The 15,535-nt window shown below is 58.5% G+C and carries 14 protein-coding genes; 13 read left to right on the top strand and 1 reads right to left on the bottom strand.

What is annotated here, in order from left to right:
* Positions 1-36 precede the first annotated feature (36 nt).
* From U9J41_RS18670 to U9J41_RS18715, 10 genes are all read left to right on the top strand, one after another.
* On the top strand, positions 37-2,679 hold the full coding sequence (locus U9J41_RS18670) for a type VI secretion system Vgr family protein (RefSeq protein ID WP_322403671.1): 2,643 nt from the start codon (positions 37-39) through the stop codon (positions 2,677-2,679).
* 17 nt (positions 2,680-2,696) lie between these two features.
* A complete protein-coding gene (locus U9J41_RS18675; protein ID WP_322403672.1) occupies positions 2,697-3,683 on the top strand; it encodes a hypothetical protein in 987 nt (328 codons plus the stop codon).
* 94 nt (positions 3,684-3,777) lie between these two features.
* Positions 3,778-4,263, top strand: coding sequence for a hypothetical protein (locus U9J41_RS18680; RefSeq protein ID WP_322403673.1), 486 nt, complete (start codon positions 3,778-3,780; stop codon positions 4,261-4,263).
* A 296-nt stretch (positions 4,264-4,559) separates the two neighbouring features.
* Positions 4,560-4,745, top strand: a complete 186-nt coding sequence (locus U9J41_RS18685; protein WP_322403674.1) for a hypothetical protein — start codon at positions 4,560-4,562, stop codon at positions 4,743-4,745.
* Between the two features lie 47 nt (positions 4,746-4,792).
* Positions 4,793-5,176 carry a 3D domain-containing protein gene (locus U9J41_RS18690; RefSeq protein WP_322403675.1) on the top strand — a complete coding sequence of 128 codons (384 nt, stop codon included), beginning with the start codon at positions 4,793-4,795 and terminating at the stop codon, positions 5,174-5,176.
* Entirely contained in the window at positions 5,176-5,661 is a 486-nt protein-coding gene (locus U9J41_RS18695) for a hypothetical protein (protein ID WP_322403676.1), read from the top strand. The genes U9J41_RS18690 and U9J41_RS18695 overlap by 1 nt, the downstream gene beginning before the upstream one ends.
* A 58-nt stretch (positions 5,662-5,719) precedes the next feature.
* Positions 5,720-5,998: a PAAR domain-containing protein gene (locus U9J41_RS18700; RefSeq protein WP_425260706.1), complete on the top strand. Its 279-nt coding sequence runs from the start codon at positions 5,720-5,722 to the stop codon at positions 5,996-5,998.
* A gap of 86 nt (positions 5,999-6,084) precedes the next feature.
* Positions 6,085-7,113 (top strand): IS5 family transposase, encoded by a 1,029-nt coding sequence (locus U9J41_RS18705; protein ID WP_322403788.1) that lies wholly within the window; start codon positions 6,085-6,087, stop codon positions 7,111-7,113.
* Between the two features lie 283 nt (positions 7,114-7,396).
* A complete protein-coding gene (locus U9J41_RS18710) occupies positions 7,397-8,029 on the top strand; it encodes a hypothetical protein (protein WP_322403677.1) in 633 nt (210 codons plus the stop codon).
* Between the two features lie 286 nt (positions 8,030-8,315).
* Entirely contained in the window at positions 8,316-8,594 is a 279-nt protein-coding gene (locus U9J41_RS18715; protein ID WP_322403678.1) for a PAAR domain-containing protein, read from the top strand.
* Positions 8,595-8,674: 80 nt separating this feature from the next.
* Here U9J41_RS18715 and U9J41_RS18720 read toward each other — a convergent pair whose 3' ends face one another.
* Positions 8,675-9,304, bottom strand: coding sequence for a TetR family transcriptional regulator (locus U9J41_RS18720; RefSeq protein WP_322403679.1), 630 nt, complete (start codon positions 9,302-9,304; stop codon positions 8,675-8,677).
* 223 nt (positions 9,305-9,527) lie between these two features.
* Between U9J41_RS18720 and U9J41_RS18725 the strand changes: the two genes are divergently transcribed.
* Genes U9J41_RS18725 through U9J41_RS18735 form a run of 3 tightly spaced genes read left to right on the top strand, consistent with a single transcriptional unit; the run spans position 9,528 to position 15,436 of the window.
* The gene (locus tag U9J41_RS18725; RefSeq protein ID WP_322403680.1) at positions 9,528-10,826 is read left to right on the top strand and encodes an efflux RND transporter periplasmic adaptor subunit; all 1,299 of its coding nucleotides are present in this window, start codon (positions 9,528-9,530) and stop codon (positions 10,824-10,826) included.
* A 30-nt stretch (positions 10,827-10,856) separates the two neighbouring features.
* On the top strand, positions 10,857-14,012 hold the full coding sequence (locus U9J41_RS18730) for an efflux RND transporter permease subunit (protein WP_322403681.1): 3,156 nt from the start codon (positions 10,857-10,859) through the stop codon (positions 14,010-14,012).
* 8 nt (positions 14,013-14,020) lie between these two features.
* The gene (locus U9J41_RS18735) at positions 14,021-15,436 is read left to right on the top strand and encodes an efflux transporter outer membrane subunit (protein WP_322403682.1); all 1,416 of its coding nucleotides are present in this window, start codon (positions 14,021-14,023) and stop codon (positions 15,434-15,436) included.
* Positions 15,437-15,535: the final 99 nt, after the last annotated feature.

Here is a 15,535-nt window from a genome sequence, read left to right on the forward strand (position 1 = left end):
GGAAATCAGATACCTAAAAACGCTCGGAGGCAACACATGGATGGAAACCAAGCGATCGCGGCGGGCGCTGCGCTGTCGGCGTTCAGTCACAATGCCCAGCACGACCGCCTGATGCGCCTGGACTTCCCCCTCGATGATGGACCGGAAGCGATCCTTCTGCCGAACCGGATGACCGCGCGCGAAGAAGTCTCACGCTGCTTTCGCGTCGAAGCCGAACTCCTGTCGGACGACGCCCGAATTCCCCTGAAGGCGATGATGGCCAGGATGGTGACGATTTCCGTCGTGCGCGAAGACGGCTCTCTGCGTTACTTCAACGGCTACGTCACCGAATTCCGCTTCGTGCGCGCCGACGGCGGTTTCGCGTTCTACCGCATGGTGCTGGAACCGTGGCTGGCATTCACCAGGCTGCGCAAGGACAACGTATCGTTCCACGGCAAGAGCGTCATCGAACTGACCGAACTTACCTTCGCCCATTACCGCCAGGCCGACTGGCGGACGCACATCATCGACGACGATCCGCGGCTGACCTGTGCGAACCAGTACGACGAGACCGACTACAACCATTTGCATCGCCGCTGGGAGGCACTTGGGCTGATGTATTGGTACGAGCACCGGGCCGATGGACACACGCTCTGGCTCACCGATAGAAGCACGCTCGTGCAACCGATCGATCCGACCGGGAGCGACGATTCCGCCGCAATTCCGTTCCGCGACAAGGCCGGCTCGCTCGAAGACGATGGCATCCGCGAATGGAGCCCCGTGCGCCGCATCGGTTCCGGCCAGACGACCCTGGCCAGCTTCGACTACAAGAACCCGATTGTGCAGCGTTCGACCGCCGAATCCCTCAACAACCAGGGCGACGTCTATCCATACGAGGTCTACGAAAACACTGGGTCGTACGGTTTTCGCACCCACGACGACGGCGAAAAGCTCGCCTACCGGCGCATGGGCGAGCGCGACGCGAACACCCAATATTTCGAAGCGCGCGGCAACGATCGGACCGCCCAGCCGGGCCGGTTCTTCAAGCTCGGCGGCCACTTCAGCGCCGAGCTGCAGGCCGCCAGGTGGGACGAGGCGCCGCACCCCAGCATCGCCGACCGGGACTACCTGATCCTGTCCGTCGACCACGAGGCCAGCAACAACTACCAGGCCGGACCGGGCGCGCCGTCGAACTACGAGAACACGTTCCGCTGCGTGCGCAAAGATATTCAGTGGCGCCCGGGCCGCAACTACAACAGCCAGCCCTGCACCTATCCCGGCATCCAGACAGCCATCGTCGTCGGACCTGACGGGGCCGAGATCCACACCGATGGCTACGGGCGCGTCAGGGTCCAGTTCCACTGGGATAGGCTGGGCAATTACGACGAGAACAGTTCTCCTTGGCTTCGCATCATGTCGCCCGGCGCGGGCAGTCGGTTCGGAAATATTCGCCTACCGCGGGTCGGCGAGGAAGTGGCGGTGGTTTATCTCGACGGGAACATCGACCATCCTGTCATTCTCGGAGCGCTTTACAACTACACGCACATGCCGCCATGGAAGTTGCCGGAACAGCAGGCCTTGTCCGGGCTGCGGAGTCGGGAATTGCAGGGAGGCGCCAGTGGCAGGCGTGGCAATCACCTGATCCTTGACGATACTGCCGGGAAGATCCAGGCGCAGTTGAAAAGCGATCATCAGTGTAGTCAGCTGTCGCTGGGCCATATTACCCGCATCGAAGATACAAACGGACGCAAGGATGCGCGTGGCGAAGGCTTTGAGCTACGCACGGACGGACATGGGGTGGCGCGCGCGGCTGCGGGCTTGCTGGTCACGACCGAGAGTCGCCAGCGCGCACAATCATCCATGAAAGATATGGGCGAAACCATCCAACGACTCGAAACTGCACATGAGTTGCATGCCGCTCTCGCCGTCGCTGCACTGAAGTGCGAAGCCCAAGAAAGCGGGCAGCAGCACGATGTGGCCGATGCTTTAGAGGCACAGAACGACTCCATTCGAGGAAGCGGCGATAAATTTCCCGAATTGACGGAGCCTCACCTCGTGTTGGCCAGTCCAGCCGGCATCGAAAGCACCACCGCGAAGTCGACTCACATCGCGAGCAGCGAACACACGTCGCTAACAACTGGCCGCAGTTTATCAATCGCGACCGGGGATAGCTTATTCGCTAGCATCAAGCAAACCTTTCGGCTATTCATTCAAACGGCCGGCATGAAGTTAATCGCGGCGGCCGGCAAAGTGACGGTTCATGCCCAGGACGACGACGTCGACGTCATTGCGCGTAAGGTGCTCACACTGATCAGCCAATCCGACTGGGTGGACTTGAAGGGCAAAAAAGGGGTGCGACTGCACGGCGCCGGGAGCATGGTAGAAGTCAGCGACCGGGTGCAGATCTACACCTCCACGCCTGTGCTCATTCACGGAAACTTAGAAACACTTGACCCTCAAAATCGTCCTCATCCCAACTACACGAAAAGCACTAATAATTTCATACCGATACCGGAACGCGGGAAATTTGATGAGCGTTTTCACTTTGTTGCTGAGGACGGAGAAACGCCACTGGCACATCGCCAGTATCGAATCCACGCGGCGGATGGGCAATGCTGGGAAGGCGTAACGAATGCACAAGGACTAACCGATCGGATTTACACCTCGTCTCCGCAAGAGCTATCTGTTGAAATTCTCTAGATCAGGAGTCATCGTTTATGAGCGACAACGAATTCAAGCAAGTCGCCGCGGGCGCCAAGGCGAACGAGACCAAGGGCTCACTAGTTAAAGTGGTTGTGAAAAATAGCAGTGGATCGTGGAAAAGCCCAGCCGAAGGCGAGAAATTTTATATCGACGAAAACGGAGTGTTTCCACGAATTTTCTTCCAACCAGAAGTAGACGAGAGTCGGAAATGTATTTGGAAATGGGAAATTAAGTGGGCGGCGGCCACTAGCGGCCTTCGTGAATCAAAAAAACGAGGACGCACTATCAAAAACTGGAGCCAAACAGGGAAAGAATTTGAAGGCACCACTTCATGGACGGCCGATCTAAATGGCCTATGCTTAGGTGGCACCTTAATCGTAGTCGTAAAATCTGGCACCACGACCTTACGAAGATCAGTTCAAATTCTAGGAACAAATCCAACCGAAGACAAGATCCGAGAGTATATTGCAACCTTTGATAACATACCAGGATTCGACCGCCTTGTTGCTCAAGAAAGCAAACTTAAACAATTTATCAATGCGGACCACGAACCCATTGTCGCCTTTGATGGCGGGTACGGCCTAACACAATTAACCGACCCGAAACCAAAATATAATGAGGCCTGGGATTGGAAAGCAAATATTCGCGCCGGTGTCGCGCTTTATCGCACAAAAAGAAAAGAAGCAGAAATTTACCTAAAAGGAGGCGAAAAACGTACTTTTACCGAGGAGCAATTACAGCTAGAAACGTGGTGTCGCTGGAACTCGGGACATTATCACGAATGGGATAAAGAAAACAAAAAATGGATTCGAAACCCAGCAATTCTCTCAGATAATGAAACGGCAAATATCGGATGGGATATGACAAAGGAGGAAAACAAAGGAAAATCGGAACAAGAGTTGCATAAACGTGATAAGGACGAATACACCAAACCACCGACCAAAAAAAATTTGTGGCGTTACTCAGGGGTAGTCTATGCGGACCATGTCAAGCAAAATTAGATTTTCTTTTATTCTCATTAACATTTTCATCGCTATCCAAACGAACGCTAACGACGAGGTTTTGCTGTTGTCCTCGCACGACAGTCGAGTTTCCTTGAAAATTCAGAATCACCGCTTAGTCGCCAAAGAAACCGGGAAAAACTTAAATTATCAGGTTTCCAATGCGACTTCCAATCACTTGATGCGAGCATACGATGCTCGCATGATTTCCGATAACAGCGACCAGAATGGCCCACTATTTATTGTGCTTAGCCGCGAGCCGTCGCGGCCAAATTCTATGGGGCGAGGTTATTGTGGCGCAGGGTATGAGGAATATCTACTACTGATCGAGATTTCCCGCGCAAAAATCGAACTCCGTGATCAGCTGCTATTGCAGAGTTGCCTAAAGAGCATCTCTATGTTCATCGACCATGGTGATGACTTGGACGACGCTGGAAATGGTTTAGTTCCTAATAACGACGGTTCATTTAGCTATCGCCTCTTCGAAGACGAGGCCAGCCAAGAACGAAATCTAGTCGTCCGTGGCCGGCGATTCCACGTCAGTTTAGTGCCAGCAAAAGATCATTTCACCTCAAAATGACTTGTGATCTCCTTCGTTCGTTGAAAAAGACCCGGCACGCATCAATTCTCCTATTGCTGCTCCGCTAGCCATTTTAATCCAAAAGCGCCTAATTACGCATACTTCATATCGCCGGATAATCGATACTATCACCATAAGCCGATGGTCCCCATTTTTAGTGCGAGCTAGAACAATTGAGAGCCAGAGTAACTCAACATAGAGATGGCGCCTCCGTTCCAAGGTGCAGCTCCTCCCTCAAATCCGACCCTCCTTGTGACCGGATAGAGTCAAACGGAAAAACAAATGCTCAAGGAGAGATGACGTTCACCCTCATCACCCGCGAACCTGGCAAACTCGAACTGACCGTGCAGACCGCGGGAATTACAATGCCTAGCTTAAAAATAAAATTACATGAAGCTTGGTACGAATCTTCATTTCTCATCACTGGCTACCATGTTTGTGAAGAGGATAATTTTTCTGGTGAACTAGAGAGACAGGGCTAGATGAGAAGCACAGGGACGATTTCCTTTACGGAGCGGTAGGGGTGGCCATGCAAGGAACAGGAAAAATAAGCGAGGGCAGATATATACGTCTCGACAACAAACCGGCAAGCTGGCATAAAAACAGCAAAGACAATCCTGACCGGTTAAGCAATCCGTCTGCTGCAAAATCTTCGTACACTGACAAATTTTACGGAAAATATGGAATAGTCGAGAAAAATCATTCGATAGCGGCTGATAAATCAATAATCTCGAAAAAATCCAGAGTCAGCATAGAAGGACTAGGGGAAAGAGTAGCCGATGATTCTGGAGGCGGCACACATTCATATCACATCGATAACTTCCTCGGATCAGGAGACTCAGTAGTGAAGGCTTGGTTAAAAAGCGGAATCAACCATACGCAGCGAGCAGTTAAGTACTTGGGAGTTACCTGATGAATCTTGCGCGTCGATTTATCGTGTTTTTGGCTGCCAGCATCCTCATGACGAGCGCTTATCCGGAAACCTTAAAGAAGGTTTATCTTGATAGCAACCGGAACATACATATCATAAACGACCATGGGATCGACAAGCAAATAACAAACAAAGGAAATGCCGGCCCGCCAAAGCTAGCTCCTGACAGAAAAACCGTGGCTTGGTTAGTCATGAATACTTGGATGGCAGAAGGAGATGATGGCGCGGGCTCTGAAGAGTTAACGCTCTATCGCGACGGAAAAATCAACTCACTTAAATGCACACCGTTTATTCGAGATTATTGGTTTTGGATGAATGGGAATCAAATTGCTATTGACTGCGGCTCAAGGCATTTTGCAGGACGCGAAACCCTTTATGACACCAGGACCATGCGCGGACTTTCGAGTTTCGATGAGGCCAAGGTTCCGTTAGAGAACCGACCAGATTGGTCGGGCGCTGATAACTAATAAAGTTTTCGCGTTACTGCCCTGACTGGGCGGCCCATTATGGTTCCAGTTACGTCTCATGAATGCACTGAGGGGAAACGACGTGATACACAACGGACGCGGGGTAATTCGCCTCAACGATAAAACCGATCACGGTGGCCAGGTCATCAGTGCATCCTCTGACACAACCGTGATGGGCAGCGTCGCAACACTTCAAGATGACATGACGCACTGTCCCAAGTGCAAGGGTAACTTTGCGATCAAACCTGACGGAGCAGGCGCACGGCACGAAGGTAAGCCGTATGCGTATGACGGGGACGTGACGGAATGCGGCGCGCGGTTGATAACATCATTGTGAGTTAAGGGCACCTCGAAAAACCTCGGCTGACCTGACGACGGCTGGGTAAAATCTTGACATCGAACCAGCCAGCGAGAGTCGTCATGATGAAACCCCGGATCAGCCTTTTTGCCGAGCAGGAGCGCGAAGACCGGCGAGCAAAAATAGGCGATCCTTTGGTAGGCCTGGCCGAACACGTCGATTTCGACGCACTGGGTGCTCGCATTGATGCAGCCGCGCCGAGGCCTTCTCGTGCCAAGGGTGGTCGTCCGCCTTACCCGACAGTGCTGATGATCAAGATCTTGGTGCTGCAACAGTTGTACAACCTGGCCGACGACGCCCTGGAGTACCAATTGCTGGACCGCCGCAGTTTCCTGCGTTTTCTCGACCTGACCGAGAGCAGCAGCATCCCCGACGCCAAGACGATCTGGCTGTTCCGTGACCGACTGGCCCAGGCCGGCGTGGGCAATCAGGTATTCGAGCAAGTCCAGCAACAACTGCTGTCGCAAGGTTATTTGGCGCGCCGCGGGCAAATCGTCGACGCCTCGCTGGTGCAAGCGCCGATCCAGCGCAACAAGCGAGAGGAGGCCGGGGCGGTCAAGGAAGGCACGATGCCGCTGGGTTGGAAACCGCACAAGCGCGCGCAAAAAGATGTCGACGCGAAGTGGACCAAAAAGCACGGCAAGGACCACTTCGGCTACAAGCTGCACGCCAGCGTCGACAAGCGCTGCAAGCTGATCCGCAAGATCGCCATCACGCATGCTGCCGTGGCCGATACCAACGTCTTCGAAGAATTGCTGGATCCGAGCAATACCAGCCGCGACATCTATGCCGATCGCGGCTACCCCAGCATTGAAAGGGAAACGAGGTTGAAGCAAGCCGGCTGGCGCGTGCACATCCAGCGACGAGGCCACGCGACCAAAGGCATTTCCGAGACACAGAAACAGCGTAACCGCGGTATCGCTACGCCGCGTGCTCGTGTCGAGCATGTGTTTGGCGCCTTGGCCCAAATGGGCGGCAAACTGGTACGTTGTCTGGGGATCGTACGCACCACATTCGTCCTGCAACTGAAGGCCGCCAGTTATAACCTCAAGCGCCTCGTCTTTTTGAAGGAACACGGCGTAGCACCGTTCTGAACCAGCAGTTTGGCAGCCTGCGGCTGCCAAACTGACCTCATCCAAGTTCACATAGCTATCGACATCCCGACGATGCGCCGGCATGGCGACGCCGAATCAAGCCTGAGATTGCCTTGCTCATGCCGAAAATCGGGTTATTCGAGGTGCCCTTAAATACAGACGGCACGGCTTCTGTTATCGCACATTGGATGAGAGAATCCAGCAATTCCACCCTTGAGAGGATCCATCAAAACTGGAACTATTTAATGTACAAAATGACAAACGACTACCAGGAGATCGTATTTTGAGAAATCTTGACTCCATTAATAGCTCAGCAAAAAGCACAAGGTTTATCTTTACACTCTCTCTTATTATTCCACTAATTATGGGATATGGAGCTTGGGCTTTGGCTATCGGAGCCGCGTCAGAACAGCCACTCCACGGCAACTACCTCGGGCTGTTCGGTCTTGGAATTTCCTCTGCCGCGATTATCGCATTACCAATTCCATATATATTTCATTGGAATTGGGAAGCCAAATATTTCGGCGCAAGCATGCTTTCCCTGAGTAGCGCCTCGATACTCGGCATTTATCCCGTCTTATGTATTGCGCAATACAGCTCACTGCCAATATTTTTCCGTCTAATCTTTGTCTTTCTGGAGTTCATGCTAATAATACGGTGGTGCCTGCGATTTGTAAATATTTATGATTTCATATATTGCGACAAATCGTTATTTAACCATATCTACACAGAAGACTCATCTGCCGTTTATTACTCGCAGCAAGCAGATAAAAAGGTCATAGAAAAGTCGCTTAAATTTGAACAATTTCCGCACTCAAAATATTTCATCCTAACCAGTTTAGTCGCATTTTCTTTAATCCCTTTTGCAACACCAGTATCAAAATTCGTTGGAGTGCCTTTCATTCATATTTTTTAGCAATTTTCGCAATACCATTAAACATGATGTTTCTTGGATTAGCCACGAAAGGATGGCTTGTATTTTACTTCTACCCAACTAAAATAAAAATAAAAACAAATAAGACGGTTTATGTCGATATATCATCGCGACCGCCCAAATCCTCGACATAGCACCAAATTCATGAGCGCACGATCTAATTTCATCAGTGGATGAAGTGGTGTCGCTGCAGGAACTCCGGTTGCTTTAATCGATTACTGTTGGCTAGCGACGCCTGTTTTGAATTCACCAATCCTGAGGAGGGCAAATGTCTTTAAGAATAATCACGGTTGGCGACAAAACCGACCACGGTGGAACCGTCATCAGCGGTTCACCTACACATGATATCCACGGACGCGCGATTGCCAGGCTTGGCGACAAGGTCGACTGCCCACAATCATATCCAGGGGGTAACCCGCACGGGGTCAACAAGATCATCTCGGCACACGATACATTGACCGTGAATGGCGTCCCTGTTGCGGTGGAAGGATGCACAACGGAATGTGGATGCAAGTTGCTCGGGAGCTCGCCGGCAACAGTTAATTAAGATCGCAAAAGGACCGAGCAGCTGACCGAGAGATCGATCCTGCCGGCGCGATCGCCAGCAGGCCGTCTCTTGAGTCACGTCTATTTCGCGACGCCCCCCGCCCTCAACCCATCCAGATACGGATCGATCACGCACCGCCCCAGCGCCAGCAAATCGAAATCCTGCGGATCGAACATCCAGTTGCGGATCAACCCATCGATCATGATCCACAACGCCAGCGCCACGCGGCTCGCGTCGACGTGGCGGGCGAGCAGCCCCTTGTCGGCGGCCAGGCGGATGCGGCGTTCGGCGCGCGTCATCCAGTTGGCCATATTGTCCTTGCGGCGCTGGCGCACCGCGTTCATCTCGTCGACGAATTCCACCTTCAGCGTCGCGATCTCGAACACGCGGCGCGCGCTCGGGTCATTGACGGTCCGGTCCAGCACGGCCAGCATGTGATTGCGCAGGTCGACGAGCGGGTCGTCCGACTCGGCCTGGTCCAGCACCTGCATCTCCGCTTCCAGCGGCAGGATCGCGCGTTCCATCATCGCGTTGAACAGTGCGCCCTTGTCGTCAAAATGCCAATAAATTGCTCCGCGCGTCACACCGGCCGCGGTTGCGATATGCTGCAACGTCGTGCGCGAAACACCTTGTTCCACGAACAATTTTTCAGCAGCATCCAAAATGCCGTCACGGGTCGCAGCCGCCTCTTCCTTGGTCCTGCGGGCCATCCGTTGTACTCTCCGTTTTTATAGGTAAGAAACATTAAACATACACTCGTGATAGTATCTCGTGGTTTTCCCAAAAGCCAGCGATAAACCCGAAGCCGTGCAAGAGGAAGCGTCGAGCGCCCCGCCATCTGTTGCATTTTTTGAACTGCGGTGGTCGATCGAGCCCCTGTAAACAGCGCCGCGGATCGGTTTTGTCCTTTTTTCCACAAGAAGGAAGCATTGAATGCGCTCTGCCCACTCGTCCCTCACCCTGTCCAGGATCGCGGCATGCACCTTGGTCGCCGTGGCCATGCTGTCGGCCTGCGGCTCCAAGGATAAGCCCGAAGCCGGTCCCGGCGCCGCCGGCGCCAAGATGCCGCCACCCCAGGTCGGCGTCATCACCACCAAGTTCCAGCAGGTCGCGCTCGAGACCGAGCTGCCGGCTCGCGTCGAGGCGATCCGCACGGCCGAGGTGCGCGCCCGCGTCAACGGCGTCGTCCTCAAGCGCCTGTTCACCGAGGGCAGCATGGTCAAGCAGGGCCAGTCGCTGTTCCAGATCGATCCCGAGCCTTACCAGGCCCAGCTGAGCGCCGCCCAGGCCTCGCTCGGCCGCGCCCAGGCGAACCTGACGTCGACCGCCGCCACCGTCGAGCGCTACAAGCCGCTCGTCGAAGCCCAGGCCGTCAGCAAGCAGGAATTCACGAACGCCGTCGCTGCCCAGAAGCAGGCCGAAGCGGACGTCAATTCGGCCAAGGCCCAGGTCCGCATCGCCAGGATCAATTACAACTACGCGAACGTCTACGCGCCGATCTCGGGCCGCATCGGCCGCGCGCTCGTGACGGAAGGCGCCCTCGTCTCCGCCGCCGAGGCGACGCAGATGGCGCTGATCCAGCAGACCGACAACGTGTACCTGAACATCACCCAGTCCGCCGCCGAACTGCAGCGCCTGCGCAAGGATGCCGGCGCCAAGGGCATCGGCTCGACCGTCCCCGTGACCGTCGTGCTGGACGACGGCACCGTGATGGCGCAAAAGGGCAAGCTGCTGTTCTCCGACATCACCGTCGACCCGACGAGCGGCCAGGTCACGCTGCGCGCCCAGGTCGCGAACCCGGACAACGCCCTGCTGCCGGGCCAGTACGTGCGCGTGCGCCTTGCCCAGGCCGAGCTGCCGTCCGGCATCCTGCTGCCGCAGCAGGCCGTCACCCGTGGCGGCCCGAACGGCGACACCGTCCTGGTGGTCGGCGCGGACAACAAGCCGACGCCGCGCACCGTCAAGATCGGTTCGCAGAACGGCGACGACTGGGTCGTCACGGATGGCCTCAAGGAAGGCGAGAAGGTGATGGTGGACGGCTTCCAGAAGCTGCAGATGCTGCCGCCGGGCACGCCGGTACAGCCGGTCGCATGGACGCCGGCCGGCGCGCCGGCAGCGCCCCAGCCCAACGCGGCCGGCGCCCAGGCCGCCGCGGCCGCGCCCGCCGCGCGCACGCCGAAAGCCGGTTCGCCGGCCGCCGGCGCCGCCGGCCCGGCCACCACCCGCCAGTGAGCAAGGCAAGGCTAGATAACAGGAACCACAATGGCACGTTTTTTTATTGACCGCCCCATTTTCGCCTGGGTGATCGCGCTGTTCATCATGGTGCTTGGCGGCGTCGCCATCAAGCAATTGCCGATCGCGCAGTATCCAACCGTGGCGCCGCCGTCGATCGTCGTCAGCGTCGCCTATCCCGGCGCTTCCGCACAGACGCTGGAAGACTCCGTCATCTCCGTCATCGAACGCGAGATGAACGGTGCCGAGGGCATGATCTACATGGAATCGACCAGCCAGGCCAACGGCACCGGCTCCATCACGATCAGCTTCGAGACCGGCACCAATCCCAACCTGGCCCAGGTCGACGTCCAGAACCGCCTGGCGCGCGCGACCCCGCGCCTGCCGGCCGCGGTGACCCAGCAGGGCGTGCGCGTCGACAAGGCGCGATCGAACTTCCTGCTGTTCACGATCCTGTCGTCCGACGACCCGACCTGGGACACCGTCGCGCTGGGCGACTACGCGTCGCGCAACGTGCTGCCCGAGATCCAGCGGATCAAGGGCGTCGGCCAGGCCCAGCTGTTCGGCACCGAGAAGGCGATGCGCATCTGGATCGATCCGGCCAAGCTGGTCGGCTTCAACCTGTCGCCGGATGACGTCAACACGGCGATCCGCCAGCAGAACGCCCAGGTGGCGTCCGGCACGATCGGCGACCTGCCGGTGGCCAAGGGCCAGCAGATCACGGCGACCGTCGTCGTCACGGGCCAGCTGGCCACCGTCGAGCAGTTCGGCAACATCGTGCTGCGCGCGAATGCGGACGGCTCCACCGTGCGCCTCAAGGACGTCGCCCGCATCGAGATCGGCGGCCAGGCCTACTCCACGTCGACGCGCCTGAACGGCAAGCCGTCGACCGGTATCGGCGTGCAGCTGTCGCCGACTGGTAACGCGCTGGAAACCGCCAAGCTGATCAAGCAACGCATGGAGCAGCTGCAGAAGTACTTCCCGAAAGGGATGAAGTACTCGATCCCTTACGACAGCACGAAGTTCATCCAGATCTCGATCCAGCAGGTGGTGGAAACGCTGATCGAGGCCGTGATCCTCGTGTTCATCGTGATGTTCGTGTTCCTGCAGAACATCCGCTACACGATCATCCCGACGATCGTCGTGCCGGTCGCCCTGCTGGGCTCCTTCGCCACGCTGCTGGCGATGGGATTCTCGATCAACGTGCTGACGATGTTCGGCATGGTGCTCGTGATCGGTATCGTCGTCGACGATGCGATCGTGGTGGTGGAAAACGTCGAGCGCATCATGTCCGAGGAAGGCCTGCCGCCGCTCCAGGCGACGCGCAAGGCGATGGGCCAGATCTCGGGCGCCATCATCGGCGTGACCGTCGTGCTGATGTCCGTGTTCGTGCCGCTGGCGTTCTTCCAGGGCGCCGTCGGCAACATCTACCGCCAGTTCTCGATCGTGATGGTGTCGTCGATCGGCTTCTCGGCATTCATGGCGCTGTCGCTCACGCCCGCGCTGTGCGCGCACCTGCTGAAGCCCGTCGAGGCGGGCCACCACATGGAGAAGAAAGGCTTCTTCGGCTGGTTCAACCGCACGTTCACGACGGGCGCCAAGCGCTATGAAGGCTTCGTCGGCAAGATCCTCAAGCGCACCGGCCGCGCGCTGGTCGTGTTCGTCCTGCTGGTCGGCATCGTCGGCCTGATGTTCGCGCGCCTGCCGAACTCGTTCCTGCCGAACGAGGACCAGGGCTACATCATCGCTAACATCCAGCTGCCGCCGGGCGCCACCGCCGAGCGCACCAACGTCGTCCTGCACGCGATGGAAGACTATGTGCTGAAGCAGCCGGAAGTGGCCGACATGGTCGCCGTGACGGGCTTCTCGTTCACCGGCCAGGGCCAGAACATGGGTCTCGCGTTCATCCCGCTGAAACCGTGGGACCAGCGCAAGGGCAAGGGCCAGGATGCGCAAGGCCTCGCGGGCCGCATCACGGGGCACATGATGGCCCTGCGTGACTCGTTCATCTTCGTGGTGAGCCCGCCGCCGATCCCGGAACTGGGCCGCGGCACGGGCTTCTCGTTCCGCCTGCAGGACCGCGGCGGCCTCGGCCACGCCGCCCTGCTCCAGGCGCGTAACCAGTTGCTGGGCATGGCGATGCAGAGCAAGGTGCTGACGGGCATCCGTCCGGAAGGCCTGGAAGACGCCCCGCAACTGAAGCTGAACATCGACCGCGACAAGGCGCAGGCCCTGGGCGTGACGTTCGGTGCCATCAATACGGCGCTGTCGACGTCGCTCGGTTCCGCGTACGTGAACGACTTCCCGAACGCCGGCCGCCTGCAGCGCGTGATCGTGCAGGCCGACGCGCCGCAGCGCATGCAGCCGGAAGACCTGCTGCACATCAACGCCCTGAACACGAAGGGCCAGCCGGTGCCGCTGTCCGCGTTCGCGACGACGCAGTGGATCACGGGTCCGATGCAGACGACGCGCTACAACGGCTATTCCGCGATGAGCATCACGGGCGACGCCGCCCCGGGCTATTCGACCGGCCAGGCGCTGGACGAGATGCAGGCGCTGGCCGCCAAGCTGCCGGCCGGCTTCGCGTACGAATGGACCGGCCAGTCGCGCGAGGAGATCCTCGCCGGTTCGACCGTGTTCGTGCTGATCGGCTTCGCGCTGCTGGCCGTGTTCCTGGCCCTCGCCGCACTGTATGAAAGCTGGTCGATCCCGGTCGCCGTGCTGCTGGTCGTGCCGCTGGGCGTGCTCGGCTCGCTGATGGCGGCATCGCTGCGCGGACTGAACAACGACGTGTACTTCAAGGTCGGCCTGATCACCATCATCGGCCTGGCCGCGAAGAACGCGATCCTGATCGTGGAATTCGCGAAGGACCTGCAGGCGCAGGGCAAGTCGCCGTTCGAAGCGGCGCTGCAGGCGGCGCACCTGCGCTTCCGTCCGATCATCATGACGTCGCTCGCGTTCATCCTCGGCGTGCTGCCGCTGGTGGTCGCCAGCGGCGCCGGCGCGGCATCGCAGCGCGCGATCGGTACCGGCGTGATGGGCGGCATGCTGACGGCGACGACGCTGGGCGTGTTCTTCGTGCCCGTGTTCTTCGTCGTCATCCGCGGGTTCTTCAAGGGCAGCGAACGCCAGCGCAAGAAGTACGCGCACGAAGAAGACGCCACTGTCATCGACTCGAAAATCTGATGAACTCCATGAAACGACTCACTCCCCTCGCGCTCGCCCTCGTGCTGGCCGGCTGCGTGAACCTGGCGCCGAAGTATGAGCGGCCGCAAGCGCCGGTGGCGGGCGCCTTCCCGACCGTGGAAGGCACCGTCAACAGCGGCAACGCGGTCGCGACCGAAGCGCCGGCCGCCATCACGTGGCAGCGCTTCTTCACCGACGCGCGCCTGCAGCAGCTGATCTCGCTGTCACTGGCGAACAACCGCGACCTGCGTGTCGCGATTCTCAATATCGAAGCCGCGCGCGCGCAATACCGGATCCAGCGCTCGAACGAGTTCCCGGCGGTGAACGCGGGCATCACGGGCCAGCGCCAGACCACCGGCAAGGACCAGCCGATCAGCAGCGTCTACCAGGCCGGCCTGTCCGTGTCCGCGTTCGAGCTGGATTTCTTCAGCCGCGTGCGCAACCTGTCCGACGCCGCGCTGGCGCAATTCCTCGCCACCGAGGAAGCGCGCAAGACGGCGCAGATCAGCCTGATCGCCCAGGTCGCCAACACGTACCTGACGTATCTCGCCGACGAGGAATTGCTGGCCCTGGTGCAGCAGACCCTCAAGACGCGCGAGGAATCGCTGCGCCTGACGCAGCTGCGCTTCGACAACGGCGTCTCGTCCAAGCTCGACCTGCAGCAGGCCGTGTCGCTCGTCGAGACGGCGCGCACGACCCTGGCGCAGGCCCAGCGCCAGCGCGCGCAGGACCTGAACCTGCTCACCCTGCTGATCGGCCAGCCGATTCCGGACAACCTGCCGGCCGGCGCCACGCTCGCGACGACGAACCTGCCGGACCTGCCGGCCGGGATGCCGTCCGACCTGCTGGCCGTGCGTCCGGACATCCGCGCCGCCGAGCAGCAGCTGATGGCCGCCAACGCCAACATCGGCGCGGCGCGCGCGAATTACTTCCCGCGCATCACGCTGACGGGCAGCGCCGGCACCGCGAGCAGCCAGCTGTCGGGCCTGTTCAAGAGCGGCACGTTCGGCTGGACGTTCGCGCCGCAGGCGATCATGCCGCTGTTCGACTTCGGCCGCACCCGCGCCGGCGTCGAGGGCGCCCGGGCCCAGCGCGACATCGCTGTCGCGCAGTACGAAAAGTCGATCCAGACGGCGTTCCGCGAAGTGGCGGACGCGCTGGCCGGCCAGGCCACGTACAGCGAACAGCTGCGTGCCCAGCAGGCCGTGGCGGCCGCCGAGACGGACCGCTTCAACCTGTCCGACCTGCGCTACCGCAACGGCACCGCCAGCTACCTCGACCTGCTGGATGCCCAGCGCTCGCTGTTCACCGCGCAGCAGCAGGCCATCCAGGCCAACCTGCTGCGCCTGCAGAACCAGGTCACGCTGTACCGCGTGCTGGGCGGCGGCTGGAGCGAGCCGGGGCCGGCGACGGCGGCGCGCTGATTCAAGGCGGAATGATTTCCGCGCGCCATTGAGGACGATCCCGACCGGGGCCGGCTGCGATTTCGGTATCATGAAATTGCAGGCCGGCCCCGGTTTTTT

It is taken from the genome of Massilia luteola, assembly GCF_034420155.1.
Lineage (GTDB): Bacteria > Pseudomonadota > Gammaproteobacteria > Burkholderiales > Burkholderiaceae_D > Telluria > Telluria luteola.

What these genes read in the sequence shown, in the direction of transcription:
- U9J41_RS18685 (WP_322403674.1), top strand. Translation starts at nt 4,560, where the DNA reads ATGACGTTCACCCTCATCACCCGCGAACCTGGCAAACTCGAACTGACC.
- U9J41_RS18695 (WP_322403676.1), top strand. Translation starts at nt 5,176, where the DNA reads ATGAATCTTGCGCGTCGATTTATCGTGTTTTTGGCTGCCAGCATCCTC.
- U9J41_RS18735 (WP_322403682.1), top strand. Translation starts at nt 14,021, where the DNA reads ATGAAACGACTCACTCCCCTCGCGCTCGCCCTCGTGCTGGCCGGCTGC.
- U9J41_RS18730 (WP_322403681.1), top strand. Translation starts at nt 10,857, where the DNA reads ATGGCACGTTTTTTTATTGACCGCCCCATTTTCGCCTGGGTGATCGCG.
- U9J41_RS18705 (WP_322403788.1), top strand. Translation starts at nt 6,085, where the DNA reads ATGAAACCCCGGATCAGCCTTTTTGCCGAGCAGGAGCGCGAAGACCGG.
- U9J41_RS18675 (WP_322403672.1), top strand. Translation starts at nt 2,697, where the DNA reads ATGAGCGACAACGAATTCAAGCAAGTCGCCGCGGGCGCCAAGGCGAAC.
- U9J41_RS18670 (WP_322403671.1), top strand. Translation starts at nt 37, where the DNA reads ATGGATGGAAACCAAGCGATCGCGGCGGGCGCTGCGCTGTCGGCGTTC.
- U9J41_RS18715 (WP_322403678.1), top strand. Translation starts at nt 8,316, where the DNA reads ATGTCTTTAAGAATAATCACGGTTGGCGACAAAACCGACCACGGTGGA.
- U9J41_RS18690 (WP_322403675.1), top strand. Translation starts at nt 4,793, where the DNA reads ATGCAAGGAACAGGAAAAATAAGCGAGGGCAGATATATACGTCTCGAC.
- U9J41_RS18720 (WP_322403679.1), bottom strand. Translation starts at nt 9,304, where the DNA reads ATGGCCCGCAGGACCAAGGAAGAGGCGGCTGCGACCCGTGACGGCATT.
- U9J41_RS18700 (WP_425260706.1), top strand. Translation starts at nt 5,720, where the DNA reads ATGAATGCACTGAGGGGAAACGACGTGATACACAACGGACGCGGGGTA.
- U9J41_RS18725 (WP_322403680.1), top strand. Translation starts at nt 9,528, where the DNA reads ATGCGCTCTGCCCACTCGTCCCTCACCCTGTCCAGGATCGCGGCATGC.